Raw genomic sequence first — 25,563 nt, forward strand, 5'->3', positions numbered from 1 at the left:
GCGTCGAAGAAGGCGGCAACCGCGGCTACAAGACCGCCTACAAGGGCGGCTACTTCCCCGTCCCCCCGGTCGACCACTACGCCGACCTGCGCGACTCGATCGTGCGGCGGCTCGTGGACACCGGCTTCACCGTGGAGCGCTCGCACCACGAGGTCGGCACCGCCGGCCAGTCCGAGATCAACTACCGGTTCTCGACGCTGCTGCACGCCGCCGACCAGCTCCAGCTCTTCAAGTACATCGTGAAGAACGAGGCCTGGGCCGGCGGCAAGACCGCCACGTTCATGCCCAAGCCGCTGTTCGGTGACAACGGCTCCGGCATGCACACCCACCAGAGCCTCTGGCTCAACGGCGAGCCGCTGTTCTACGACGAGACCGGCTACGCCGGCCTGTCCGACACCGCCCGCTGGTACATCGGCGGCCTGCTGCACCACGCCCCCTCGCTGCTGGCCTTCACCAACCCGACCGTCAACTCCTACCGACGCCTCGTGCCCGGCTTCGAGGCCCCGGTCAACCTGGTCTACTCCCAGCGCAACCGCTCCGCCTGCACCCGCATCCCGGTCACCGGCAGCAACCCCAAGGCCAAGCGCGTCGAGTTCCGCGTCCCCGACCCCTCGGCCAACGTCTACCTCGCCTTCTCCGCGATGATGATGGCCGGCCTCGACGGCATCAAGAGCAAGATCGAACCCCCGGCCCCCATCGACAAGGACCTCTACGACCTCCCCCCGGAGGAGTGGGGCGACGTCAAGCAGGTCCCCGGCTCGTTGTCGGCCGTGCTCGACTCGCTGGAGGCCGACCACGACTACCTGCTCGACGGCGGCGTGTTCACGCCGGACCTGATCTCCACCTGGGTCGACTGGAAGCGCGCCAACGAGGTCGACCCGGTGCGCCTGCGCCCGACCCCGCACGAGTTCGCGATGTACTTCGACTGCTGAGCACACGCTCGTCAGCACCGGCCGGGCCGGCTCCGCCTTCCGCGGGGCCGGCCCGGCCGTTCCGCTGCCGGCCCGGCCGTTCCGCTGGCGGGCCGGCGTCAGCGCGGCAGGTGCCGGCGGCGCAGGCCGGCCCGGACGCCGGCCACCACGCCGGCCACCACCAGCACCGTCATCAGCACCGCGCCGGGCGCCTTGGTGAACCGGGCCAGGTTCGTGCCGTCGGGCAGCGTGAGCACCGACGCCACCGCGCAGGGCGCCACGAACCAGACGGTCCGGGCCGGTGACACCACCGCCACCGCGAGCAGGGCCAGCGGCCAGACCGCGTACCAGGGGTGGAAGACCGGGGCGAGCAGCACGGTGGCGGCCAGCGCCAGCCCGGCCCCGAACAACGTCATCCGCTGCCGGTCGTCGCCGGACCGGCGCAGCGCCGTCCACACCCACCACCAGAGCGCCACCAGCAGCCCGACCAGCAGCACCAGCCCGACCACCCGGGTCACCGGCACGGCGTGCGGGTCACGCCCGGCCGCCTCACCGGCGTAGTCGATCACGAAACCGACAGCGGTCGGCGGCGAGGTCCACTGCTGCGAGTCGCCGCTGCGGCCGAGCCCGTCCACCCAGCCCAACCCGAGGCCGGTGGCGAGCGACAGGACGACGAGCGTGCCGAGCACCGCCGCGGCCAGCCGGCCACCGTCGCGCAGCAGCGCCCGCCAGGTGTGCCGGCCGGACACCGCGGCCAGCGCCGCGAACGGCAGCACCACCACGGCGACCGCCTTCACCGCGACCGCCAGACCCAGCAACACGCCGGCCGCCAGCAGCGCGCGCGGCGTGCCCGGCCGGCGAACGAGCGCCAGCAGCCCGAGCAGGAGCAGCCCGAGCGCGAGCGCGTCGTTGTGCGCACCGGCCACCAGGTGCACCCCGACCAGCGGGCAGGCCAGCACCAGCCAGGCCGCGCGGCGGGCCGGCACCTCGGCGGCTCGGGCCAGGCCGGGCAGGGCAGCGGCGACCAGCAGCACCCCGGCCACCGCGACCAGCCGCAACAGCACGATCGCCCCGACCAGGCCGCCGCCGGCGAGCACCGCCAGCCCGGCCAACAACACGAAGAACGGCCCGTACGGCGCGGGCGTGTCCCGCCAGATCGGCGACACCGAACCGGCCCACGGGCAGCCGGCCGCCGCCACCCCCACCCGGTACGGGCTGACCCCCTGCGTCCAGGTCCAGCCCTGGCAGGCGTACGAGTAGACGTCGCGGCTGCCCAGCGGCGGCGCGGCCAGCAGCGGCAGCGACCAGAGCCCGGCCGTCAGGTACGCCCACCGGCCCGACGGGGCGCCCCAGCGCAGCGACCACCAGGCGCCCACCAGCAGCACGGTCCCCACCAGCCAGCAGGCGAGCGTCACCGGCCCGTGCGGGGCCTGCCAGAGACCGGCGAGCGTGGTACGCGGCGGCGCGTCGGGCAGCGCCCCGCCCAGCCAGCCGGCGGCGGTGAGCAGGACCGCGCCGACAAGTCCGGCGTACCGGGCGAGCGCGGCGGCCACCGGCCGCACCGGCGCGTCGGGCTCGCTCACCGGCACACTCCTCACTCCACCGGAACCGGCTGCCGCCCCTTCCGGGCCGACCGTACCAACCACACGATCAGCCCTATCACGAACAGCGTCATCAGCGGCGCACCCGGCATCTTGGTGTACCGGGGTAAACCGGTCCCGTCCGCCAGCACCAGGAACGACGACACCACAGTGACGATCGAGAACCAGCGCGTACGGCGGGCGGTGGCGGCGAGCACGGCCAGCGGCCAGAGCCAGTACCAGGGGTGGAACAGCGGGGCGAGCGCGACGGTGGCGACCAGCGCCAGCGCCGCGTACCAGACCGGCCCGCCCCGGCGCCACGCCCGGAACCAGAGCCACACCAGCAGCGCGACCAGCACCACCATGCCGATCGCCCGGGTCACCGGCAGCGCGTCGACGTGCACGCCGAACGGCGCCAGCAGGTAGCCGACGGTCTGCCCGACCGCGGTCGGCGGCGAGGTCCAGGCCACCACCAGCCCGCCCTGCTCCAGGCCGCTGATGAAGCCGAGGCCGAGACCGGCCACGAGCGTCGCGCCGGCCAGCGCGGCCAGCGCGCCGCCGACCACCCACCCGCCGTCGCGGACCAGCGTCCGGATCCGGTACGGCCCGACGACCGCGGCGAGCGCCGCGAACGGCACCACCACCAGCGCGGTGACCTTGATGCCGGCGGCCAGGCCGAGCAGCAACCCGCCGGCGAGCAGCGGCCCGGGGCGGCCCGGCCGGCTGGCCACCACGGCCAGCCCGGCGACGAGCAGGCCGACCATCATCGCGTCGTTGTGCGCCCCGGAGGCCAGGTGCACCGGCACCAGCGGGCTGGCCAGCGCCAGCCAGAGCGCCCGCTTCGGCGGCACCCCGCAGCGGCGGGCCAGCGCGGGCAGCGCCCAGGCGGTCAGCGCCACCCCGGCCACGGCGAGCGCCCGGAACAGCGCCACGGCGCCCCACAGCGACCCGGTGGCCTTGACCACCGCGCCGGCGATCAGCACGAACAGCGGGCCGTACGGCGCCGGCGTGTCCCGCCAGATGTACGAGATGGTGTCCAGCCACGGGCAGGGCAGCGCCGACACGCCCTGCTCGTACGGGTTGATCCCGGCCGAGAAGCTGGCACCCTGGCAGGCGTACGCGTAGACGTCCCGGCTGCCCAGCGGCGGGGCGACGAGCATCGGCAGCATCCAGAGCGCGACGGTCACCAACGCCCACCTGGCCGAGGGCACCCGGTTCCGCAACGACCACCACGCCCAGGCCAGCAGCGCGGTGCCGGCCAACCACAGTCCGATGATCAGCGGCCCGTCCGGGCCCTGCCAGATGCTGACCGGGGTGGGGCGCAGTTCGCCGTCGGGCAGGGCGCCGCCGACGTACGCGGCCACGGCGAGCAGCACCGAGCCCGCCAGGCCGGTCCAGCGCGAGAGGTGGTGAGACACCCTCGTAATGCTGCCAGTACGGTGGTTCGCGATCAGGAGGTGGGCATGCGGGGCGGTCGGGTGGTGGCGGTGTCCGCCGCGTCGGCGCTCGTCCTCGCCGTGCTCCTCCTCGTCCTGCCGGCCACCGGGTCGGACCTGTCCGCCCAGGTGGCGCGCGCCGGCTTCTTCGCCGCGCACGGGCCGGCCCTGGTCGACCTGCGCTGGTACGGCGGCGTGCACCCGTGGGGCTACAGCCTCGTCTCGCCGCCGCTGATGGCGCTGCTCGGGGTACGCCCCACCGGCGCGCTCACGCTGCTCGCGTCGGCCACCGCGTTCGCGGCCCTGCTGGTCCGGCTCCGGGTGCCCCGCCCGCTGCTCGGCAGCCTGGTCGGGGTCGTCACGATCGCCGGCAACCTGGTCTCCGGCCGGGTCACCTACGCGCTCGGCGTCACGTTCGGGCTGGCCGCGCTGCTCGCCCTGACGCTGCCCGCCGACGTGACCGCCCGGGTCAACCGGATGCGCGCCGCGACGGTCGCCGTCGCCGCGCTGCTCGCCTCCGCGGCCAGCCCGGTGGCCGGGCTGTTCGTCGGGCTCGCCGGCGTCGCGCTGCTGCTCACCCGGCGGTACGCCGACGGCCTGCTGCTCGCCGTGCCGGCGGCCGGGCCGCTCGCGGTGACCGGGCTGCTGTTCGGGGAGGGCGGCTGGATGAACATCAGCCGGGCGGACACGGTCCACGCGGTGGTGACCAGCCTGCTGGTCGCGGCGCTGGTGGCGTACCGGCCGGTGCGGGTGGGCGCGTTGCTCTCCGCGGCCGGGGTGCTGGCGGCTGCGTTGCTGTCCACCCCGGTCGGGCTGAACGCCACCCGCCTGGTGGTGATGTTCGCGCTGCCGGTGCTGGCCGCCGCCGCGTCCCTGCCGCGCGGCCTGGCCGGTCGGCTGTCGCCCGCCGCCGACCGCCGGGGCGCGTTCGCCGGACGCGAGGCGGTCGGGCGTGGGTTGCCCCGGGCCGCCGGGGCGGTCGGGTTGGCCGCGCTGCTGGCGGTGGTCTGCTGGTGGCAGCCGCCGGTGGTCACCGCCGACCTGCGCAGCGCCGACGACCCGACGGTCGATCCGGCGTACTTCGCGCCGCTGCGGGCGGAGCTGGCCCGGCGCGGGCTCACCGGGCGGGTGGAGGTGCCGCCGACCCGCAACTACTGGGAGGCCGCCCGCCTCGGCGAGGTGCCGCTGGCCCGGGGCTGGCTGCGGCAGGCCGACATCGACCGCAACCCGCTGTTCTTCACCACCGTGCCGGGCGCTGCCGGCACCGGCGTCCCGCTGACCGCCGACAGCTACCGGGCCTGGCTGGCCGACAACGCGGTGCAGTACGTCGCCGTGCCGGACGCGGAACTGTCCTGGGTGGGGCGGCCGGAGGCGGAGCTGGTGACCGCCGGGCAGCCGTACCTGACCGAGGTCTGGTCGGACCGGCACTGGCGGCTGTACGCGGTCGCCGACCCCACACCGCTGGTCGGCCCGCCCGGTGAACTGGTCCGGCAGGACGGCGCCTCGGTCACGTTCCGGGCTCCCGTCGCCGGTCCGGTGCCGGTCCGGGTCCGCCACGACCGCTGGCTGTCCGTCACCGGCGGCGCCACGCTCTCCCCCGACGGCGACTGGCTCACCGTCACGGTGCCCCGCCCCGGCACCTACACGCTCACCGGCTGACCGCCGGCCGCCGCAGCGGTTAGGAGGGGGCCCCGCCCATACCTCAGGCGTTAATGGGGGCCCCGCCTTTCACCTCAGAGGGGAGCTTCGAGGATGCGCTGGACGACGGCGCGCGAGTGGCGGCCGGTGCGCAGGTAATCGTCGAGGAACTCGCCCGGGTCCTCGTGGCCGAGCAGGCGCACCACACCGGCCAACTCCACCCCGTGCCGGGGCAGTTGGTCACCGGCCCGGCCGCGTACCAGCATCAGCGCGTCGCGGACCTGCGCGGCGAGCGTCCAGCCGGCGGCCAGCTCGGCCGCGTCGTCCGGGTCGAGCACGCCGGCCTCGCGGGCCGCCGCAAGGGCGTCGAGGGTACGGGTGCCGCGCAGCGCGGGCAGCCGGCCGGCGTACCGGAGCTGGAGGAGTTGCACGGCCCACTCGACGTCGGCGAGCCCACCCCGACCCAGCTTGGTGTGGGTGGCCGGGTCGGCCCCGCGGGGCAGCCGCTCGGTCTCCACCCGCGCCTTGATCCGCCGGATCTCCACCACCTGCTCGCGGCTCAGCCCGTCGGCCGGGTAGCGCACCGGCTCGATCATCGCCTCGAACTCGGCGCCCAGGTCGTCGTCGCCGCAGACGAACCGCGCCCGCAGCAGCGCCTGCGCCTCCCACACCTTCGACCAGCGCGCGTAGTACTGCGCGTACGCGGCCAGGCTGCGGACCAGCGGGCCCTGCCGGCCCTCCGGGCGCAGGTCGGCGTCGACGCCGAGCGGCGGGTCGGGCGCCGGCGCGGAGAGCAGCCGGCGCAACTCCTCGGCGATCGCGTGCGCGGCGGCGCCGGCGGCCCCGGCCGCGCTCTCGTCCGCCCCGGGCGGCGGGTCGTAGACGAACAGCACGTCGGCGTCGGAGAGGTAGTTGGACTCGTACCCGCCGAGCCGGCCCATGCCGATCACGGCGAAGCGCAGGCCCGGCGGCCCGGGTTGGGCGACCCGGGCGGCGCGCAGCGCGGCGGCCAGCGTGGCGTCGGTGACGTGGGAGAGCGCGGTGCCGACCGCGCTGACGTCCACCACCGTGGGACGGCGTGCCCCGCCGCCCGGCGGGCGTGGGGTGAGCGGGGCGAGCGACCCGGCCCGGCTGAGCACGTCGGCGGCGGCGATCCGGACCAGCTCGCGGCGGCGCAGCGCGCGGACCGCCCGGGTGGCCTCGACCGGGTCGTCGTGCCGGGCCGCCGCCGCCACGAAGCCCGCCACGAGCGTCTCCCGGGGACGCGGGGTCAACTCGCTGTCCTCGGCCAGCAGCCGCAGCGCCTCGGGCTCCCGGGCCAGCAGGTCGGCCGCGTACCGGGAGGAGGAGAGCACCCGGGCCAGCCGGCGCGCGACCGGGCCGGAGTCGCGCAGCAGGCGGAGATACCACGGGGTGCTGCCCAGCTTGTCGGACACCTGCCGGTAGTTGAGCAGGCCGCGGTCCGGCTCCGGGGCGTCGGCGAACTCGTCGAGCAGCACCGGCAGCAGCGTGCGCTGGATCGCGGCGGTGCGGCTGACGCCGCCGGTGAGCGCCTGGAGGTGCCGCAGCGCCCCGGCCGGGTCGGCGAAGCCGAGCACCTCCAGCCGGTGCCGGGCCGCCTCCGGGGTGAGCCGCAGCCCCTCGGCCGGCACCCGGGCCACCGACTCCAGCAGCGGCCGGTAGAGCAGTTTCGCGTGCAGTCGGCGTACCTCGGTGGCGTGGGTGACCCACTCGGCGCGGAACTCCTCGACGGCGCTGCGGCCCGGGGTGGCCGCGTGGCCGAGCGCGGCGGCGAGCCAGCGCAGCGCGGCCGGCTCGGTCGGCACGGTGTGCGTGCGGCGCAGGCCCTGGAGCTGGAGCCGGTGCTCGACGGCGCGCAGGAAACGGTAGCCGCGCAGCAGCGCCTCGCCGTCGGCGCGGCCGACGTAGCCGCCGGCGACCAGGGCGCGCAGCGCCGGCAGAGTGCCCGGCACGCGCAGCGACTCGTCGCCGCGACCGTGCACGAGCTGGAGCAGTTGGACGGCGAACTCGATGTCGCGCAGCCCGCCCGGACCGCGCTTGATCTCGCGTTCCAGCTCCTTCGGCGGCACGTTGTCGAGAATCTTGCGGCGCATGGACCGGACGTCGGAGACCGCCTCCGGCCGCTCCGCCGCGGTCCAGACCAGCGGGGCGAGCGCCGCGATCCACTCCCGGGCCAGCGCCAGGTCACCGGCCGCCGGGCGGGCCTTGAGCAGCGCCTGGAACTCCCAGGTGCGGGCCCAGCGCTTGTAGTAGGCCAGGTGGCTGGCGAGCGTGCGGACCAGCGGACCCCGGTTGCCCTCCGGGCGCAGCGCGGCGTCGACCGGCCACGCGACCAGCCCGCAGATCCCGATCAGCCGGGTGGCGACCTGGGTGGCGGCGGTCAGGTCGTCGTCACCGGCGGCGACGAAGATGACGTCCACGTCGGAGACGTAGTTCAGCTCGTCGCCGCCGCACTTGCCCATCGCGACCACCGCGAGCCGGGGCGGGGCGGTGCCCTCGGGCAGCTCGTCGACCGCGATGTCGTAGGCGGTGGCCAGCGTGGCGTCGGCCAGCCCGGACAGCGCGGCCATGGTCTGCTCCAGGCCGCGCCCGCCGGTCAGGTCGGCCGCCGCGATCCGCAGCAGCGCCAACCGGTACGCCTGCCGCAGCAGCGGAACCGCGCCGGTGAGCGTGGTCAGCTTGGCGGCGGCGGTCAGGTCGAGCCGCCCGTCGGCGGTCGGGGCGAGCCCGTCCGGCTCGGTGGCCAGCACCGCCCACTGCCCGGGGTTTGCGACCAGGTGGTCGCCGAGCGCCGAGGAGGCGCCGAGCACCGCGACCAGCCGGCGGCGCAGGCCGGGGTCGGCGGCGAGCGCGTCGCGGACGGCGACCTCGTCGCCGTGCTGCCGTTCCGCCTCGACGAGCCGGTGGAGCTGGCGCAGCGCCAGGTCCGGGTCGGCGGCCCGGGAGAGCGCGGTGAGCAGCTCGACGGCCCGGTCGTCGATGGGTTCCTGGGTGTCCGGCCGCCACAGGCCGAGCCCGTCCGGGCCGAGCAGGTCGACGGCGCGTGGACCGGTGTCGCTCTCGGCGAAGCCGTAGCGGGCCAGGCGCCCGCGGGCCGGCCGGCTCACCTCACGCCCCGAGCAGCGGCAGGCTGCGGCGCGGGTTGTCGTCGCCGAGTTCGCCGAGCGCGAGCGCGGCGAACCGGACCGCGAACGGCTGCCAGGCCTCCTCGACGTCGGCCATCGCCCGGTCGCACGCGGCCACCACCAGCTCCGGGTCGTAGCCCAGCTCGGCGAGCGTGGCCGAGTCGCGCGACCACTCGGCGATCATCGCGGTGTCGCACTCGATGTGGAACTGCAACCCCCAGGCCCGGTCGCCGAGACGGAACGCCTGGTGCGGGTAGCGGGTGGACGCGGCGAGCAGCGTCGCGCCGTGCGGCAGCTCGGTGATCTCGTCGGCGTGCCACTGGAGCACGTCGGGCATCAGCGGCACGAAGCGGAACAGCGGATCGGTCTCGGCGGCGTCGCGTCGACCGACCACGGTGGGGCCGACCTCCGGCCCGGACGGGCTGCGTTCCACCCGACCGGCGTGCGCGGTGGCGAGCAGTTGCGCGCCCAGGCAGATCGCCAGCGTGGGCAGCCGGTGGCGGACCGCCTTGCGCAGCAGCCCCTCCAGCGCCGGGAACCAGGGCGCGCCCGGGCTGTCGTCGGCCAGCGGATAGGCCTGCTGGTCGCCGCCGAGCACCACCAGGGCGGCGTACCCGTCGAGGTCGGCGGGGAGCGCGTCGCCCGCGTGCGGGCGCAGGACGCGCAGCTCCAGACCCCCCTCGGTGAGCCACTCCCCCAGTCGGCGGAGGTCGTCGGTCGGGTCGTTCTCGATCACCAGCGCGGTCGCCACGACGTCGAGGCTAGCCGGTACGCCCGACACCGGACGGTCCGGCTCGGCGGCACTAGGCTCGCGTCGTGCCCACCGACGACTGCCTGCGCCCACCGGTCCTGCGTCCCGGCGACGCGGTGATGCTGGTGTCGCCGTCCGGCCCGACCCGGCCCGATCGGGTGGCCCGCGGCATCGAACTGCTCACCGGCTGGGGGCTGCGGCCGGTGCCCGCGCCGAACGCGTACGCCCGGCGGGGTTACCTGGCCGGCGACGACGCGCTGCGGGCCGCGGACCTGAACGCCGCGTTCGCCGACCCGGAGATCCGGGGCGTGCTCTGCACCCGGGGCGGGTACGGCGCGCAGCGGGTGGTGGACCTGATCGACATGGCGGCGGTACGCCGCGACCCGAAGGTGGTGGCCGGCTTCTCCGACATCACCGCGTTGCAGTTCGCGCTCTGGCGGGGCGCCCGGCTGGTCGGGGTGCACGGTCCGGGCGCCGCCTGGCGGGACGAGCGCACCCCGATCCGCTCGGCGGAGTCGCTGCACGCCGCGCTGATGACCACGGAACCGGTGACGGTCGCGGCGGTCGAGGCGGAGGAGACGCACCCGGTGCGGGTGCCCGGGCGGGCCGAGGGTCGGCTGCTGGGCGGCAACCTGTGCCTGCTCACCGCGTCGATCGGCACGCCGGACATGCCGGACCTGACCGGTGCGATCCTGCTGGTCGAGGAGGTGCAGGAACCGCCGTACAAGATCGACCGGATGCTGACCCACCTGCGCCGCTGCGGTGCCCTGGCCGGGCTCGCCGGCGTGGCGGTCGGCCAGTTCACCGAGTGCGCGGACGACTGGGACACCACCGTGGTCGACGTGCTCACCGACCGGCTGGGCGACCTCGGCGTCCCGGTCCTCGGCGGCCTCCCGATCGGCCACGGCCCCGGCCAGCTCACCGTCCCGGTCGGCACCCCCGCCGTCCTGGACACCAGCGCCGACACCCTCACGGTCACTCCCGCCGTCCGCTGACCCGTCACCTCGTCAGGCCGGCGGGGTCAGGTGGGCGACCGCGCCGGTTTCCAGGGCGACCCAGACCGAGCCGTCGGGGGTGACCGCGAGGCCGTGCGGCTCGGAGTTCGGGGTGGGCAGGTCGTGGTGGGTGAACGTGCCGTCGGGCGCGACGTGACCGAGGCGGTTCGCGGCCCACTCGGTGAACCAGCAGCCGCCGGCCGGGTCGGCGACGATCGCGTGCGGCCGGGCCGCCCGGTCCGGCAGCGGTAACTCGTCGATCCGCCCGTCCGGCGTGATCCGGCCGACCTGACCGGCGAGGATCTCGACGAACCAGAGCGCGCCGTCCCCGCCCCGCGTGATGCCGACCGGCCCGGCCGCGTCGGTGGGCAGCGGATGCACCGTCACCGACCCGTCGAGGCCGATGCGGGCGATGGCGTTCGCCCGGTTGAGCGTCAGCCAGAGCGCCTCGTCCGGCCCGACCGCCAGCATTGACGGGAAGCCCTCGGCGACCGGCAACGGGACCGTGCTGACCTCCCCGTCGGCGGTGACCCGGCCGACCGTGTCGTCGCCCATGCCGGCGTACCAGAGCGCGCCGTCCGGCCCGGTGACCAGGCCGCACGGGGCACAGCCCGGGGGCAGCGCGACGGAGCCGCCCCTGCCGTCGACGGTGAGCCGGCCGAGCCGGTGGTCGCCGGAGCGGGTGTACCAGAGCGCGCCGTCCGGGCCGGTGGTGATGATCAGCGGCCGGCTCTCCGGCGGGTCCGTGCGGAAGGTCCGCACCGCGCCGTCCGGCCTGAGCCGGGCGACGCCGCCGGAGCCGGCCAGCGTCAGCCAGAGCGCGCCGTCCGGCCCGACCGTGATCGCGTACGGGCCGGAGCCCGGCCCGGTGAGCGCGACCTCGCGGATGACGGGCTGTGTCATGGGGTGGCCTTTCGTCGGGATTCGGCCCAGCCTTCCCATGTCGCCGCGAGGCCGCAACCGCATTTGTCCGTATTCTCGCCCCGATTCCCAGCTCGCTGACAGGGTCGCCACGGGTTGCCCCCAGCTCCGGCCGTCACTGTCGGTGACGTCATCGCACCACCATCGAGAAGGAGAACCGCATGATCCGCACGACGCGGAAGCGCCTGCTGGTCGGCCTCGCCGCCGCCGGCGTGCTCACCGTCGGGATCGCCGCCCCGACGGTGGCGCTCGCCGACGACAACAAGCCGAGCGCCAGCACGAGCAGCGACCAGGGCGGCGACCGCCAGCAGCGGCACGCCGACCGGCAGGCCGAGTTCGCCGAGTCGCTCGCCAAGGAGCTGGGTGTCCCGGCCGACAAGGTCACCGCGGCGCTGGAGAAGCTGCGCGAGCAGCGGCAGGCGGACCGGCCGGAGCGGCCGACGCCGCCGTCGGCGCAGGACCGGCAGGCCGCCCTGAAGGAGCGGCTCGACCAGGCCGTCGAGGACGGCAAGCTGACCCGGGAGCAGGCCGACGCGGTGCTCAAGGCCGCCGAGGCGGGCGTCTTCCCCGGTCCGGGCGGCCCCGGCATGGACCACCGCGGCTGGCACGGCCAGGGCGGCAAGTGACCCGGTGGCCCCGCCACCCCTCGCCGGCCGCACCTCCCTCCCGGCCGGCCCCGGCGGGGCCACCCACGTGCAAGGCGGGGCCCCCTCCTCACGCATTCGGTATAGGAGGGGGCCCCGCTTAACAGCGCCGACGCTCAGCGCAGGTACGGCCCATCCGCGCCGATCTTGCCGGGCGCCGGATTGCCGGGCAGGTCGAGCACGTAGACCCGCAGGTTGCCCTGGCCGCTGACCGGGGCGGTCAGCGTGCCGTCGGTGACCGTACGCACGTCGCCGCTGACCGCGTCCACGTACCTGCCGTTCGGCACGCCCCGGAACGTGGCCGAGCCGGAGACGGTGACCAGGGCGAAGCTGTCCACCGCGCCCTGCGTGAACCGCCGCTTGTACGCCATCGCGCCACTCACGCCCTCGGTCGAGTACTGCCCCTTCTGCAACGCCGGCACGGCCCGCCGGATCAGGTTGAGCCGCTGCACGTGCTTGACCAGCGGCTGGGCGAGCGTGGTGGCCACCGGCCCGCTGGCCGACCCGACCACCCCGAAGTCGGCGGCGGTGACGCTGCCGGCCAGGTGGTCGCCGTAGTAGGCGCGGCCGGTGGTGGCCAGCGGGCAGGTCGGCCCGCAGTCGATCCGGGCGCCCTTCCGGAACTCGATCTCCGAGCCGTAGTAGAGCGTCGGGATGCCGCGGAACGTCCACATCAGGCTCATGTTCTCCGCCCAGGCATCGGTGCCGCCGGTGTAGCGGGTGCCGGACTTGTTCGGCCCGTAGTCGTGGCTGTCGACGTAGACGACGTTGTAGGTGGCGTCGTTGTAGCTGTCGTCGGAGTCCTTCCCGTTGCCGAACGCGTTACCGGCGTCGGAGAAGTTCATGTGCATCCGCATGTCGATGACGTTCATGCCGGAGAACTTCGAGTGGTCCGGCGCGTGGTACGCGTTGCCGCGCAGGAACGCGTTGTCGGTGGTGGGCTGCCCGGCCGGGCCGAGGAGTTGCTCGTAGTCGTACTGCTCGATCGCGGCCCGCACGTCGTCCGGGCTGTACTCCTTGCGCTCCTGCCAGGTGAAGAACTGGGCGGAGTGGTTGACCGAGCCGCGGTTCCACTTGTCGTTGACGAACGCGGCGACCTCGCCGAAGACGTAGAAGTCCTTGCCCTTCGCGCCGAACTTCGACACCGCGTGCTGCTGGATGGCGGGCAGGAAGCGCCGGTTCCAGGTGACTCGGGGGATGTGCACGGCGGTGTCGATCCGGAAGCCGTCCACGCCCATGTCGATGTACCTGTTGTATGCGTTGATCAGGTATTCCTGCACGGCCGCGTTCTCGGTGTTGAAGTCCGCCAGGTCCTCGTGCAGCCAGCAGCTCCGCGCGTCCTCGCCCTCCCAGTTGCCGATCCAGCACTGGTGGTACCTGTCGGCGGGGAACAGTTTGCTGGTCGGGGTGGGCCACTGGCACTGGTAGAGCGTGTAGCCTTCGGCGCTGCGTCCGCCGGTCGGCGTACCCCAGTTCAGGCACTGGTTGCCGGCCGGCGCGGCGGACGACCACACGTCGCCGTTGTACGGCCGGCCCTTGGCCTTGGCGTTCTGCGCCGGGGTGAGCGCCGGGTCGTTCCCGGTCGCCTCGACCATCGGGTCGTACTCGCGGCCGGCCTGCTGCTGGTCGTAGTACCACTTCCACTGGTCGTCGCGGGTGCCGTAGACGGTGGGCGTGAACAGCCCCTTGGCGCCCCACCGGGAGCTGTGGTTGTAGACCACGTCCTGGAAGATCTTGATGCCCTTGGCGTGCGCCGCGTTGATCAGGTCCTGGTAGGACGCCCCGGCGCTCTCCAACCGCGGGTCGACGCGGTAGAAGTCCCAGCCGTGGTAGCCGTGGAAGTCGTAGTCGGAGCGGTTGAGCACCACCGGCGTGATCCAGATGGCCGAGAAGCCGAGCGCCTTGACGTAGTCGAGCTTGTCGACCAGCCCCTTGAAGTCGCCCCGGAACATCGGGTCGTTGTTCGCCGCGTTGCCGGAGGCCACGTGCTGGCTGCCGCCCCGGTTGTTGGCCGGGTCACCGTCGGCGAACCGGGCGGTCATCACGAAGTAGATGCTGTCCTCGCGCGGGTCGCCGCCGAGCGGGGCGCCGCCGGCCGGCGCGCTGCCGGTGGTCGCGGACGCCGGCGCGCTCGCCGCCGACCGGTTGCCGGCCGCGTCGAGCGCCCGCACCGTCCAGGTGTACGCCGTGCCGGGCCGCAGGTCGTACGCCACGTACCGGGTGGTGCTGCTGGTGACCGTGGTGCTTCCGGCGTCCCCGGTGCGGGTCAACTCGTACCCGGTGACGGCCCGGTCGTCGGTGGCCGCCGTCCAGGTCAGGGTGACCGCCAGCCCGTCGGCGACGGCGGTCAGACCGCCCGGCGGGGACGGCGGGGTGGTGTCCGGGACGGCCGGCGTGCAGGGGTCGGCGGCGGAGGCGGTGACCCGGCCGTTGTCGACGACGCTGCGTCCGGTGCCGATGCTGTAGTCCGCGCCGCCGTTGTTGTCCCAGGCGCCGGCCGTGTTGTTGAACGCGGCGGTCAGCCCGGTGGCCGCGCCGAGGTCCACGATCCGGCGGGCCCAGCCGGCGCAGCGCGCCTCCATGGCGACGCCCGGCGCGGTGGTCCAGGTGCCGCCGGTGGGCCGGTAGTGCAGGTTCGCGGCGGTCCAGCCGCGCGGCGTGAGGTGGTACCAGACCTCGGCGGTGTTCCCGCCGCCGTTGCTGCCGGTCGGCGTCGGCGTCGGGGTGCCGGACGGGCCCGGCGTCGGGGTGCCGGACGGGGACGGGGTGGCCGCCGCGCACGGGTCGCCGGTGCCGATCCGTCCGGCGGCGACGGTCACGGTGCCGGCGCCGAGGCGGTAGTTGGCGCCGTTGTTGTTGTCCCAGACGCCGCTGCCGTTGGTGAAGACGACCTGGGCGCCGGTGGCCGCGCCCAGGTCGACGACCGTGCGACGCCAGCCGGCGCAGGCGGCGTCCATCGGCACCCCGGGCACCGGCGTCCAGCCCTGCCCGTCCACGCCGTAGTGGATGTTCACCGCGCTGCCCCAGGCGGCCGGCGGTTGGTAGTAGACGGTGACGGTGTTGGCCGCCTCGGCGGCGGTGAACGGCAGCAGCGCGGCGAGCACGCCGGCGGCGAGCGCGAGCGCTCCCCACCGGCGGCGGGTGGTGGTCCTGCCTCTCATGGCGGCTCTCCTGACACCCCGGCCCAACTCAGCGGACGCAAGGGGATGAAGGCGTTGCAAGAACTTGCGACGCGTGGTGCCAGGAAGTTACCAGCTTCGATCACATGAAACCAGATGTTCATGAGAGCCGATGCGTGCAACCTCTTGCACCGAGCGCCCGTCTCTTGCGGCCAGCATTGGGTGCGGTTGTGGTCGCCTGGACGACCACAACCGCACCCAGACCGCGATCAGCCCTCGGCCGGCGGGGTGAAGACGCCGAGCAGGTTGCCCGACGGGTCGCGCAGCCGCGCGTGCGTCAGCCCGCTCGGCGCGGTCACCGGCTTCGCCAGCACCGTGCCGCCGGCCGCCTCCGCCCGCCGGCAGGTCTCCGCCACGTCCGCCACCTGGGCGTAGAAGATCGCGTAGTTGTCGGCGGCGGCGTCGGTGCCCCGGATCGCGCCGCCGATCCCCGAATCGCCGCCGGCCGCCGTCTGCCGGTACGAGTTACCCGGGCCGCCCTGCTCCTCGAAGCTCCAGCCGAACAGGTCGGCGTAGAACCGCTGCGCCTCGTCCGGCCGGTCGGAGCCGATCTCGAACCAGGTCACCGGCGTGCTGGACATGCTGCCTCCTCACCGCGCCGGCCGGTCGGCCGACGTCGTCAGGAACCAGCGTCAGGGGTGCCCCCGACAGCGTCCTGTCGGTGTTTCGCCGACAGATTCTCCGGATCGTGCACCAGCGGAACCAGCCGGCGCACCAGGTCGGGCCGCCGCCCGCCGTACTGCCGATCGAGGTTGTCGAGAAGCGACGCCGCAATCGGCATGGTCATCACGCCGATCTCGTGCAACCGCACCATCACGTCGACCACGACCTCGTCGGAGAACAGATCGAGCAGCGGCACGTGCTTCTCCACCACCGCGTCGACGAGTGCGGCGAGTCGCCGGTCCACCTCCCGATCCACGCCGAGGACCCGCTGCACGCAGCGCATCATCGCCGACAGATCGTTCGTGGACGCCAGCAGGTTCGGCCGCCACACGGCCTCCACCACGTCGGCCACCACCTCGGCGGAGACGTCGTCGTCACCGGCCACCCGGTCGAGCAGCAGGCGGAGGAAGACGCCGCGATCCCAATCGGGGACCACGCCCGCGCCCTGCTCGGCCAGGACCACACAGCGCAGGTACACCCGCCGCCGCTCCTGCTGCGACGCCGCGCGCAGCGGCAGCAGCCACGCCTCGAACAACGCGTGCGCGGCGGACGAGGAGCCGCCCGAGTCCGACCCGACGACCAGGGCCAGCGCCGTGGCGAGCTTGTCGAACATCGGCTCCAGCGCACCCGCCAGCATCGCCCCGTCGACGTCACAGGCGAGGTGGGCGGCGCGGCGGACCCGGGTCAACAGCTCGGCCGACAGGCCGGCATGCACCCCCTGCGGCGCACCGAGCACCCACAGCGGGTCGGCGTCCGGCGGCACCGCGCGGCGGTCACCCAGCCGCAGCCGGACGTCCCGGTCCGGCCCCGCCCCGAGCCGCTCCAGCGCCAGCACGTCGCTGAGGCTCTGCCACTCCTCGGCCGAGAGCTGGGAGCGCCACAACCCCACCTGGGCCCGCCACTCGGCCACCGGGTCCTCCGAAAACAGCGTCCGTCCGGACGTCTCCCACACCGCCACCAGGATCAGCAGCAGCAGGTTGGCGGTGTAGGCGGCGCAGCGGGCGGGCTCCCGCAGGCGACGGGGACGGTAGTCGTCGAAGCGGCGGCCACCGGTCGCGAAGAGCGCGGCCCGGAACAGCCGCACCAGAAGGTCGGCCCAGGCGTCCCGGACGGGAATCTGCCGCCCGCGCAGGTTCTCCTCGATGAAGACGAGCACCGTGCTCCGGCTGCTGAGCACCGCGTGCGAGAGCAGGGCGTGCAGGAGGTCGTCCTCGACCGGTTCGACGGTCAGCGTGAGACTGGCCGCCCCGCGCCGCGTGACCAGGTCGTCGACCACCTGCGCGGTGAGCCGGGCCACCAGGTATTCACCGAACGTGGCGTGCAGGAACTCGTACGTCTCGCGGCGCTGTGCCTCATCCTCGACTCGTGCGCGATGGATGAAGAAGAACCGGCCCAGCACGACCTCGGCCGCCGCCAGCGGGGCGCGCAGCCCGTCCCGCCGGCCCGCCGTCGACCCGCCGAAGGGCAGCGCGGCCAGGTCGGCGTCCAGCTCGGCGGCGCTCACCCACTGCACGCCCCGGTTGAACATCGCGAAAGCCACCACCGCCAGCCGGCACAGCTCCTCCTCGACCGCCCGGTCCAGCTCCGGCTCGGGTAGGCCGGTGCGCTGCTTGACCACCTCCCGCCGGGCGAAGCGGCGCAGCAGCCGCTCGTACAGCTCGCCTCGGCGCAGCTCGCCGGCCTGGCGCAGGTCGTGGCCCTCGGCGTCGTAGAGGGCGAGCATCAGCAGGAGCAGCGGCTGCTCGGCCAACTCCCGGTGCGACAGCACGGTGGCCGGGTCGAGCGGCCGGGCACCGGGTGCCCGGAACGCGGCGGCGTTGACCCGGTTCCAGGTGCGCACCCAGGCGTCGACGCGTGTCTCGTCGAACGGTTCCAGCCGCACCGCCACCGTGCCGGGCGGCGGCTGGGCGCGGTCGGCCACGCTGGTCCGGCTGGTCACCACGACCGCCACCGGCCGCCCCTGGTCGGCCTCCCGCCGCTGGAACTCGGCCACCCGCCGCAGGTAGTCGGTCTGACTGACGCCGGTGGCCTGCAACAGCTCGTCGAAGCCGTCGAGCAGCACCACCGGCAGCGCACCGCCGGCCGAGCGGGACAGCACCGGCCACTCGACACGCTCGCCGGTGTCCTGACGGACCGCCTGTTCGATCTGCTCCTGGATGTCGCCGGCCGCGTACACGTCGCGGAGCACCACCCGGACCACCAGGAAGTCGGCGGCCGGCAGTCGGGCGGCGACGATCCGGGTGAGCACCGACTTGCCCGAACCGGGTTGGCCGAGCACCAGCAGCGGGGCCCGGACGGCCCCGGGCGAGGTGACGTGGACGACAAGCGCCTGCCAGAGGTCGTCGCGGTCCGGCCGGTCGGCCCACCAGCTCTCGTCGCTGGGTCGCGCCGTCCGGTCGAGGTCGGCGATCCGGCACAGCGGCGGCACGTACGCCTCGCCCAGCGTCGGCACGGTCAGCCCGGCCGGCACGTCGCCGGAGGTGATGATCGGTCGGGCCAGTTCGGCGACGTACGCGGCGGCGAGGCCGGCCCGCCGCCCGTCCGGAGCCGAACCGGTGGACAGCTCGGCCAGGGCCCGGTGCAGGTCGGCCAGGCCCAGCGACAGCCGACGAACCTCGACCCGGGTGGCCTCGTGCTCGTGCAGGCCGATCCAGAAGGACACCTCGGGGAAGTCCACGGCGAGCCGGTGCAGCAGGGCGACGTACCTGTCGACGGCGACGTCGGGCAGACCGGCGAGGGCCCGCCTGGTGACCCCCCAGCTCGCCTCGGAGAGCGTGTCGCCGGTCGCCATCCCCTGGAGGAACTCCAGGAAACCCGCGGTCAGCCGCGCATACCAGCGGACCAGCGTCGACCGCAGCGCCGGCTGGGGCAGGTGCGGGCCGGGCACCGGCGCGGCGGTGGCGAACAGCGCGTCGGTGAGGAGATCGGAGGCGGACCGGGCACCGGCCCAGCGGAGCTGGTCGGCGCGGTCGATCGCCAGTTCCCCGAGGTCGAACGGCAGGTCGAGGCCGTCGAGCGCCTCGAAGAACGCGGTCACCGCGATCACCGCGTGCGCCGCCTCCAGCCGCTGCGTCCGCCCGTACCGGGACAGCCCGGAGCGCTTCTCGGACACGCCACACACCAACTCGTGGCCGAGCCGGACGAACTCCGCCTTGGCGTCGAAGATGCCCAGCAGCGCCGGCACCGGCACCGACGCGGCCAGCAGAACGCCCCCGGTCAACTTGTCGAACCAGTCGACGACCTTGCTCTTCTCCCCGCCGAGCAGACGTACCGCGTCGGCGTAGCTGAGCGTGTCGGGCACCGGCGTTCCTCCCCGGGGACGGCAGACCCGCCAGCGTCCCTCATCCGAACCGGAGACGCTGTCGGGTTTCAGACCAGGCTGAGCGGGCGCAGCCGGTCGACCGGGAGGTCGAGGTCGTCGAGGTGCAGCTCCCGGGTCACCGGCTCGGCCAGCGGGCGCACCGAGCGGATCCGGTCGGTGCGGAAGCAACGCAGCCCGTCGCGCAGCCGGCACCAGGCCACCAGGTACCAGTGCGTGCCGTTGCCCAGGTACGCCAGCGGCTCCACGTCGCGCGCCGAATCCGCGCCGTCGCGGTCGGCGTACCGCAGGCGCAGCACCCGCCCGGCGGCGACCGCGTCGGCGACGGCGGCCGGGACCGGCGTGCCCGGCCCGTCGCCCACCAGGTGCACCCGGCCGGCGAGCCGGTGCGCCTCGGCCACCGCGGCCGGCGGCATCACCGCGACCAGTTTGCGCAGCGCGGCGCCGGCGGCCGGTGCGAACGGGGAGCCGCCCAGCCGGTGCAGCGCCACGGCCATCGCCACCGCCTCGGCCGGGGTCAGGTTGACCGGCGGCAGCGTGCGGGCGCGGTCGACCACATAGCCGCCGGTGCGGCCCGGCTCGGCCCAGATCGGCACCCCGGCGCCCTGGAGCGCGGAGATGTCGCGCTCGACGGTGCGGGTGCTGACCTCGAAGCGGCGGGCCAGCCAGCCCGCGCTGCGCGGGCGCGGCGACACCGCCCGCAGCTCCTCGACCAGGGCGTAGAGACGGTCGGTACGGTTCACGTTCCGGAGGCTATGCCCCGGGTCTGACAACCGGTCAGGCGATGCAGGCGCAGACGATCAACGCGGCGCCGAAGTGGGTGGCGGCGCTGACCCGGGCGGCCGGGTGCGGCTCGTCGGCGGCGATGACGTCGCCGAGTCGGCCCGGCGTGAGCAGGTCCAGCACCAGGAAGGCCAGCGCCATCACCAACAGGCCGACCAACCCGAAGATGACCGTGGAGGCCAGCCCCTTGGCGAACGAGCTGTAGCTGGTCAGAATCGCGGTGAAGACGATGCCGGCGATGCCGAGCTGGTTGGCGGCGAGCAGCAGCGCGGCGTTGCCGTTGCGGCGCGTCCAGATCAGCTCGCGCAGCTTGCCCGGGGTGAGCAGGTCGACGAGCAGGAAGCCGGCGGCCATCAGCGCCACCCCCACCACCCCGAACACGATGCTCTGCCACGCCCCGTTGAGCAGGTCTTCCAGCACCGAACGCCTCCCCGGCTCCACCCGCCCGGGCGCGGGTGCGCGGGCGGTGCCGCAGACGATAGCGGCACCGCGCAAATTCGATCTAGAGGGAGAGGTAGCGCTGCCGCTCGTAGGGGGTGACCTCGCGGCGGTACTGCTCCCACTCGGCCCGCTTGTTGCGCAGGAAGAAGTCGAAGACGTGCTCGCCGAGCACCTCGGCGACCAGCTCGGAGCCGGCCATCACGTCGATCGCCTCGGACAGGTTCTCCGGCAGCGCCTCGTAGCCCATGGCGCGGCGTTCGGCGCTGCTCAGCGACCAGACGTCGTCCTCGGCGCCCGGGGGCAGCTCGTAGCCCTCCTCGATGCCCTTCAGGCCGGCGCCGAGCATGACCGCGAAGGCCAGGTAGGGGTTGGTCGCGGAGTCCAGCGAGCGGACCTCGACCCGGGCCGAGTTCGGCTTGCCGTACGCCGGCACGCGGACCAGCGCGGACCGGTTCAGGTGACCCCAGCAGACGTACGCCGGGCTCTCGGTGATCCGGTCCGGCAGCGCCTGCGGGAACAGCCGCTTGTACGAGTTGACCCACTGGTTGGTGACCGCGGTGTACTCCCGGGCGTGGGTGAGCAGCCCGGCGATGAACGACTTGGCGACCTTGGACAGCTTCATCGGGTCGCCGGCGTCGTGGAACGCGTTGCGCTCGCCCTCGAACAGCGACAGGTGGGTGTGCATGCCGTTGCCCGGCTGGTCGGTGAACGGCTTCGGCATGAAGCTGGCCTGCACGCCGGTGGAGAGCGCCACCTCCTTCACCACGTGCCGGAACGTCATGATGTTGTCGGCGGTGGTGAGCGCGTCGGCGTACCGCAGGTCGATCTCCTGCTGGCCGGGGGCGACCTCGTGGTGGCTGAACTCCACCGAGATGCCGATCCGTTCCAGCGCCAGCACCGCCTGGCGGCGGAAGTCGCGCGCCACGGCGTGCGTGGTGTGCTCGAAGTAGCCGCCGGTGTCCACCGGGATCGGCACCGAGCCGTCCTGCGGGCCGTTCTCCAGCAGGAAGAACTCGATCTCGGGGTGGGTGTAGAAGGTGAAGCCCTTGTCGGCCGCCCGGGAGAGCATCCGGCGCAGCACGTGCCGCGGGTCGGCCCAGGAGGGGCTGCCGTCGGGCAGCAGGATGTCGCAGAACATCCGGGCGCTCTCGCCGCTGACCCCGCCCTCGAACGGGAACACCTGGAACGTGGTCGGGTCGGGCATGGCGACCATGTCCGACTCGAAGACCCGGGCGAACCCCTCGATGGCGGAGCCGTCGAAGCCGATGCCCTCCTCGAAGGCCGCCTCCAACTCGGCCGGGGCCACCGAGACGCTCTTGAGCGTGCCGAGCACGTCGGTGAACCACAGCCGGACGAAACGGATGTCCCGCTCCTCCAGCGTACGGAGGACGAACTCCTGCTGACGGTCCACATCCACCCCTCGTGACACGTACGTTCTCCACCGATCGGGTCGGACCGGCTGACCGCTCAGTCTCCACCGACCCCGTTACGCCGACGTTACGCCCTTCCCCGGCCCACCGCCCTACCGTGTCCCGGCCCGAGGGACGGTTGCCGGGTCCGGAGCATCCGGCCGGATTCGGGGCGGACGGCTGGGGCAAGATGGGGGACATGCCCACCCTGCGTCTCGCCCTGTGCCAGGTCAACCCGACGGTCGGCGACCTCACCGGCAACGCCGACCGGGTCCGCGCGTGGACCCGCGAGGCCGCCGACTCCGGCGCCCAGCTCGCGCTCTTCCCCGAGCTGATGCTGACCGGGTACCCGGTCGAGGACCTGGTCTTCCGCCGGTCCTTCGTCGCCGCGTCCCGGGCCGCGCTGCACCGGCTCGCCGCCGACCTGGCCGACGACGGCCTCGGCGAGCTGCCGGTGCTGGTCGGCTACCTGGACGCGGACGGGCCGCCGCAGGTCAGCGCCGACGCCGAGCCGGGCCGGGGGGCCCGCAACGCGGCGGCGCTGCTGCACCGCGGTCAGGTGGTGGCCACCTACTTCAAGCACCACCTGCCCAACTACGGGGTGTTCGACGAGGACCGCTACTTCGTGCCCGGCGACACGCTGACCGTGGTGCGGGTGGGCGGCGTCGACGTGGCGCTGACCATCTGCGAGGACCTGTGGCAGGCCGGTGGGCCGTTCGCGGTGGCCCGGCAGGCCGGCGTCGGGTTGGTGCTCAGCATCAACGGCTCGCCGTACGAGCTGAACAAGGACGACGCGCGGCTGCCGCTGGTGCGCCGGCGGGCCGCCGAGGCGGGCGCCGCCATCGCGTACGTGAACATGGTCGGCGCCCAGGACGAGCTGGTCTACGACGGCGACTCGCTGATCGTGGCCGCCGACGGCACGCTGCTGGCCCGCGCGCCGCAGTTCGTCGAGCACCTGCTGGTGCACGACGTGGAGCTGCCGGCGGCGCCGGCGGCGAGCGGCGGCGCCGCCGACCTGGCCGACGGGATGCGGCTGGTCCGGCACGAGGTGCCGGCGGTCCCGGCCGCGCCGAGCGGGCCGGCGGCGGCCGGCGGAATCATCGAGCCGGTCGCCGACGAGGCCGAGGTGTGGCAGGCGCTGGTGCTGGGCCTGCGCGACTACGCCGACAAGAACCGGTTCCCCTCGGTGGTGCTCGGGCTCTCCGGCGGTATCGACTCGGCGGTGGCCGCGGCGCTCGCGGTGGACGCGCTCGGCCCGCGCCGGGTGGTCGGCGTCTCGATGCCCAGCCAGCACTCCTCCGAGCACTCCCGCACGGACGCCGAGGAGCTGGCCAAGCGCACCGGCCTGGACTACCGCATCGAGCCGATCCAGCCGATGGTCGACACGTTCCTGGCCAACATGTCGCTGTCCGGCGTGGCGGTGGAGAACCTCCAGGCCCGGGTCCGCGGCGTGATCCTGATGGCGCTGTCGAACCAGGAGGGCCACCTGGTGCTGACCACCGGCAACAAGAGCGAGCTGGCGGTCGGCTACTCGACGCTTTACGGCGACTCGGTGGGCGGCTACAACCCGATCAAGGACGTGTGGAAGACGCTGGTCTGGCGGCTGGCGAAGTGGCGCAACGCGGACGCGGAACGGCGCGGCGAGACGCCGCCGATCCCGGAGAACTCGATCGGCAAGCCGCCGTCGGCCGAGTTGAGCCCCGGCCAGCTCGACAGCGACACGCTGCCCGACTACGACGTGCTCGACCCGATCCTGATCGGGTACGTCGACGGCGACCTGGGCCGCGACGGCCTGGTCGAGTCCGGTCACGACCCGGCGGTGGTCGACAAGGTGCTGCGGATGGTGGATACCGCCGAGTACAAGCGGCGGCAGTCCGCGCCCGGCACCAAGATTTCCATGAAGGCGTTCGGGCGGGACCGGCGGCTTCCGATCACCAACCGCTGGCGCGAGGACGGCTGAGCGCCCCGGTCGGGAGTGAATTCCTCCACTCCGGCCTGCCCCCGACCGGCCGCCCGGTGCGACGATCGCGGGGAACCCGGGGACCGCGTGCGCGGCCTCGAGGAAGGAGATTGTCATGGTGGAGTCCACCCCGACCGAGGTGACCGCCCTGTACGGCGGGCCGGCCACCCGGCGGATCCGCACCCGCGACCTGATCGCCGCCAAGGAGCGCGGCGAGCGGTGGGCCATGCTCACCTCGTACGACCAGTACACCGCCTCGATCTTCGACCGGGCGGGGATTCCGGTGCTGCTGGTCGGCGACTCGGCCGCGAACAACGTGTTCGGCTACGAGACCACCCTGCCGGTGACCGCCGAGGAGCTGTTGCCGCTGGTCCGCGCCGTGGTACGCGCCACGACGCACTCGCTTGTCGTCGGCGACCTGCCGTTCGGCTCGTACGAGGAGGGGCCGGCGCAGGCGCTGCGGACCGCGGTGCGGTTCATGAAGGAGGGCGGCTGCCACGCGGTGAAGCTGGAGGGCGGCCGGCGCTGCGCGGCGCAGATCGAGGCGATCGTCGGCGCCGGCATCCCGGTGATGGCGCACATCGGTTTCACCCCGCAGAGCGAGCACACGCTCGGCGGGTACCGGGTGCAGGGCCGGGGCGACACGGCCGAGGAGGTGCTCGCGGACGCGCGGGCGGTGGCCGAGGCGGGCGCGTTCGCGGTGGTGCTGGAGATGGTGCCGGGCGAGGTGGCCAAGCGGGTCACCGGTGAGCTGTCCATCCCCACGGTCGGCATCGGGGCCGGCCCGGACACCGACGGTCAGGTGCTGGTCTGGCAGGACATGGCCGGGTTGCGCACCGGCCGCGCGCCCCGGTTCGTCAAGCGCTACGCCGACCTGGCCGGCGCGTTGACCGACGCCACCCGCCGGTTCGCCGACGAGGTACGCAACAGCGAGTTCCCCGCCGCCGAGCACACCTTCTGACAGAGGTAAGGAGGGGCCCCTGCTTAACGCCTGGCGGATAGCAGGGGCCCCTCTCAACAGGCACGCTCAGAGGTCGGTGACCCGGATGCCGGCGTGTGCCTTGTAGCGCTTGTTGATCGCGATCAGGTTCGCGGTGAACGCCTCGATCTGGTGGGCGTTGCGCAGCCGGCCGGCGTAGATGCCGCGCATGCCGGGGATCCGGGCGGCCAGCGCGGCGACCACGCCGACCAGGTCGCGGTCCTCGGTGCAGATCAGCACGTCGAGGTCGATCCGGTCGACCTCCGGGTCGGCCAGCAACGGTGCGCTGACGTGGTTGAACGCGGCGCAGACCCGGGACGCGGGCAGCAACGCGGCGGCCTGCTGCACGGCGCTGCCCTCGGCCACGGTGAGCGCGTACGGGCCCTGCTTGTCGAAGCCGAGCGGGTTGACGCAGTCCACCACGATCTTGCCGGCCAGCGGCTCGGCGAGCGCGGTGAGGGTGGCGGCGTGCCCGTCCCACGGCACCGCGACGATCACCACGTCGCTGCGCCGGGCGACCTCGTCGTTGCCGGCGCCGGTGACCGTGGCGTCGGCCGGCACGCCGGGCAGCGCGGCGATCTCAGCCGCGGCCTCGGCGGCACGGTCGGCCGTACGGGAACCGATCAGCACGGTCTGCCCGGCCCGCGCGAACCGGTAGGCGAGCCCTCGGCCCTGGTCACCGGTGCCCCCGATGATGCCGACGGTGAGCCCGGAGATGTCGGGCAGCGTGGTCGCGTCGTAAGCCATGCGGCCATCCTCGCAAAGAGCGGCGGCGCGCCGCGCGCCGAGACGCTGTGACAATGCCCGC

Annotated in this window: 18 protein-coding genes; 6 read left to right on the top strand and 12 right to left on the bottom strand. The window is 74.2% G+C overall.

Annotated elements, in window-relative coordinates; all coding sequences use genetic code 11:
* On the top strand, positions 1-932 hold a 932-nt coding region (gene glnA / locus ACIA6B_RS20760; RefSeq protein WP_396775493.1), incomplete at its 5' end, for a type I glutamate--ammonia ligase.
* Between the two features lie 98 nt (positions 933-1,030).
* Here the strand turns inward: glnA (ACIA6B_RS20760) and mptB (ACIA6B_RS20765) are convergent.
* Both mptB (ACIA6B_RS20765) and mptB (ACIA6B_RS20770) read right to left on the bottom strand, forming a co-directional pair.
* Positions 1,031-2,494, bottom strand: a complete 1,464-nt coding sequence (mptB, locus tag ACIA6B_RS20765; RefSeq protein WP_396775495.1) for a polyprenol phosphomannose-dependent alpha 1,6 mannosyltransferase MptB — start codon at positions 2,492-2,494, stop codon at positions 1,031-1,033.
* A gap of 11 nt (positions 2,495-2,505) precedes the next feature.
* Positions 2,506-3,909 carry a polyprenol phosphomannose-dependent alpha 1,6 mannosyltransferase MptB gene (gene mptB, locus ACIA6B_RS20770; protein WP_396775497.1) on the bottom strand — a complete coding sequence of 468 codons (1,404 nt, stop codon included), beginning with the start codon at positions 3,907-3,909 and terminating at the stop codon, positions 2,506-2,508.
* 45 nt (positions 3,910-3,954) lie between these two features.
* Between mptB (ACIA6B_RS20770) and ACIA6B_RS20775 the strand changes: the two genes are divergently transcribed.
* Positions 3,955-5,586 carry a hypothetical protein gene (locus ACIA6B_RS20775; protein WP_396775499.1) on the top strand — a complete coding sequence of 544 codons (1,632 nt, stop codon included), beginning with the start codon at positions 3,955-3,957 and terminating at the stop codon, positions 5,584-5,586.
* 74 nt (positions 5,587-5,660) lie between these two features.
* Here the strand turns inward: ACIA6B_RS20775 and ACIA6B_RS20780 are convergent, their stop codons facing one another.
* Entirely contained in the window at positions 5,661-8,693 is a 3,033-nt protein-coding gene (locus ACIA6B_RS20780; protein WP_396775501.1) for a bifunctional [glutamine synthetase] adenylyltransferase/[glutamine synthetase]-adenylyl-L-tyrosine phosphorylase, read from the bottom strand.
* 1 nt (position 8,694) lies between these two features.
* Positions 8,695-9,462 (bottom strand): type 1 glutamine amidotransferase, encoded by a 768-nt coding sequence (locus ACIA6B_RS20785; RefSeq protein WP_396775503.1) that lies wholly within the window; start codon positions 9,460-9,462, stop codon positions 8,695-8,697.
* A 65-nt stretch (positions 9,463-9,527) separates the two neighbouring features.
* On the opposite strand from ACIA6B_RS20785, the gene ACIA6B_RS20790 reads away from it, so the two are divergent.
* Positions 9,528-10,457, top strand: a complete 930-nt coding sequence (locus ACIA6B_RS20790) for an LD-carboxypeptidase (RefSeq protein ID WP_396775505.1) — start codon at positions 9,528-9,530, stop codon at positions 10,455-10,457.
* Between the two features lie 12 nt (positions 10,458-10,469).
* Here ACIA6B_RS20790 and ACIA6B_RS20795 read toward each other — a convergent pair whose 3' ends face one another.
* Entirely contained in the window at positions 10,470-11,360 is an 891-nt protein-coding gene (locus ACIA6B_RS20795; protein WP_396775507.1) for a virginiamycin B lyase, read from the bottom strand.
* A 179-nt stretch (positions 11,361-11,539) separates the two neighbouring features.
* On the opposite strand from ACIA6B_RS20795, the gene ACIA6B_RS20800 reads away from it, so the two are divergent.
* On the top strand, positions 11,540-12,004 hold the full coding sequence (locus ACIA6B_RS20800) for a hypothetical protein (protein ID WP_396775508.1): 465 nt from the start codon (positions 11,540-11,542) through the stop codon (positions 12,002-12,004).
* Between the two features lie 134 nt (positions 12,005-12,138).
* On the opposite strand, the gene ACIA6B_RS20805 is transcribed toward ACIA6B_RS20800, so the two are convergent.
* The 6 genes from ACIA6B_RS20805 to glnA (ACIA6B_RS20830) form a co-directional block, all read right to left on the bottom strand.
* Positions 12,139-15,183, bottom strand: coding sequence for a carbohydrate binding domain-containing protein (locus ACIA6B_RS20805; RefSeq protein WP_396775511.1), 3,045 nt, complete (start codon positions 15,181-15,183; stop codon positions 12,139-12,141).
* 227 nt (positions 15,184-15,410) lie between these two features.
* Complete coding sequence (locus tag ACIA6B_RS20810; protein ID WP_396775513.1) at positions 15,411-15,782, bottom strand: VOC family protein; 372 nt, start codon at positions 15,780-15,782, stop codon at positions 15,411-15,413.
* Between the two features lie 38 nt (positions 15,783-15,820).
* Positions 15,821-19,165 carry an NACHT domain-containing protein gene (locus ACIA6B_RS20815; protein ID WP_396775515.1) on the bottom strand — a complete coding sequence of 1,115 codons (3,345 nt, stop codon included), beginning with the start codon at positions 19,163-19,165 and terminating at the stop codon, positions 15,821-15,823.
* Between the two features lie 68 nt (positions 19,166-19,233).
* The gene (locus ACIA6B_RS20820; protein WP_396775517.1) at positions 19,234-19,926 is read right to left on the bottom strand and encodes a helix-turn-helix transcriptional regulator; all 693 of its coding nucleotides are present in this window, start codon (positions 19,924-19,926) and stop codon (positions 19,234-19,236) included.
* 34 nt (positions 19,927-19,960) lie between these two features.
* A complete protein-coding gene (locus ACIA6B_RS20825; RefSeq protein ID WP_396775519.1) occupies positions 19,961-20,386 on the bottom strand; it encodes a DUF350 domain-containing protein in 426 nt (141 codons plus the stop codon).
* 82 nt (positions 20,387-20,468) lie between these two features.
* Complete coding sequence (gene glnA / locus ACIA6B_RS20830) at positions 20,469-21,818, bottom strand: type I glutamate--ammonia ligase (RefSeq protein WP_107161577.1); 1,350 nt, start codon at positions 21,816-21,818, stop codon at positions 20,469-20,471.
* A 197-nt stretch (positions 21,819-22,015) separates the two neighbouring features.
* On the opposite strand from glnA (ACIA6B_RS20830), the gene ACIA6B_RS20835 reads away from it, so the two are divergent.
* Positions 22,016-23,776 carry an NAD+ synthase gene (locus ACIA6B_RS20835; RefSeq protein WP_396775520.1) on the top strand — a complete coding sequence of 587 codons (1,761 nt, stop codon included), beginning with the start codon at positions 22,016-22,018 and terminating at the stop codon, positions 23,774-23,776.
* A gap of 115 nt (positions 23,777-23,891) precedes the next feature.
* Positions 23,892-24,737, top strand: coding sequence for a 3-methyl-2-oxobutanoate hydroxymethyltransferase (gene panB, locus ACIA6B_RS20840; protein WP_396775522.1), 846 nt, complete (start codon positions 23,892-23,894; stop codon positions 24,735-24,737).
* Between the two features lie 66 nt (positions 24,738-24,803).
* On the opposite strand, the gene npdG is transcribed toward panB, so the two are convergent.
* Entirely contained in the window at positions 24,804-25,502 is a 699-nt protein-coding gene (gene npdG, locus ACIA6B_RS20845; protein WP_281936855.1) for an NADPH-dependent F420 reductase, read from the bottom strand.
* Between the last annotated feature and the right edge of the window lie 61 nt (positions 25,503-25,563).

Origin of the sequence: Micromonospora sp. NPDC051141 (genome assembly GCF_044455765.1) — a bacterium.
Lineage (GTDB): Bacteria > Actinomycetota > Actinomycetes > Mycobacteriales > Micromonosporaceae > Micromonospora.